Genomic DNA, 389 nt, shown 5'->3' on the forward strand with positions numbered 1-389 from the left:
CGTGAGGCAGCTTCGGCAAGAGCGCGCGAGAGGTGAGGAGGACGTGGGGACGGGCATCCTCCACCATCGCGGTCAGTCGCTCGCGCGGATACGCCGGGTCCAGGGGCACATAAGCCGCACCGGCCTTGAGGATGGCGACGAGGGAGACGACCAGTTCCAGCGAACGCTCCAGCGCGACCGCCACCCGCGAGTCCGTATCCACGCCCAGCGAGCGCAGGTGCCACGCGAGACGATTCGCGCGCTCCTCCAGCTGCCGGTACGTCAGCCGCGCATCACCGAACTCGACGGCGACCTTCTCCGGGAAGCGAGCCACCACCCGCGCGAAGACCTCCGGCAGCGTGGCGTCGCGCGGGTACTCGGTCTCCGTCGCGTTCCATTCCACCAGCACC

1 protein-coding gene is annotated in these 389 nt (G+C 69.7%); it reads right to left on the reverse strand.

Annotated elements, in window-relative coordinates; translation table 11 throughout:
• Window positions 1-389, reverse strand: a 389-nt coding sequence (locus ACLEQD_RS45225) for an AMP-binding protein (RefSeq protein WP_410392045.1), incomplete at both ends; no start/stop codon positions are given.

It is taken from the genome of Corallococcus sp. 4LFB (assembly GCF_046520365.1).
GTDB classification, from domain to species: domain Bacteria; phylum Myxococcota; class Myxococcia; order Myxococcales; family Myxococcaceae; genus Corallococcus; species Corallococcus caeni.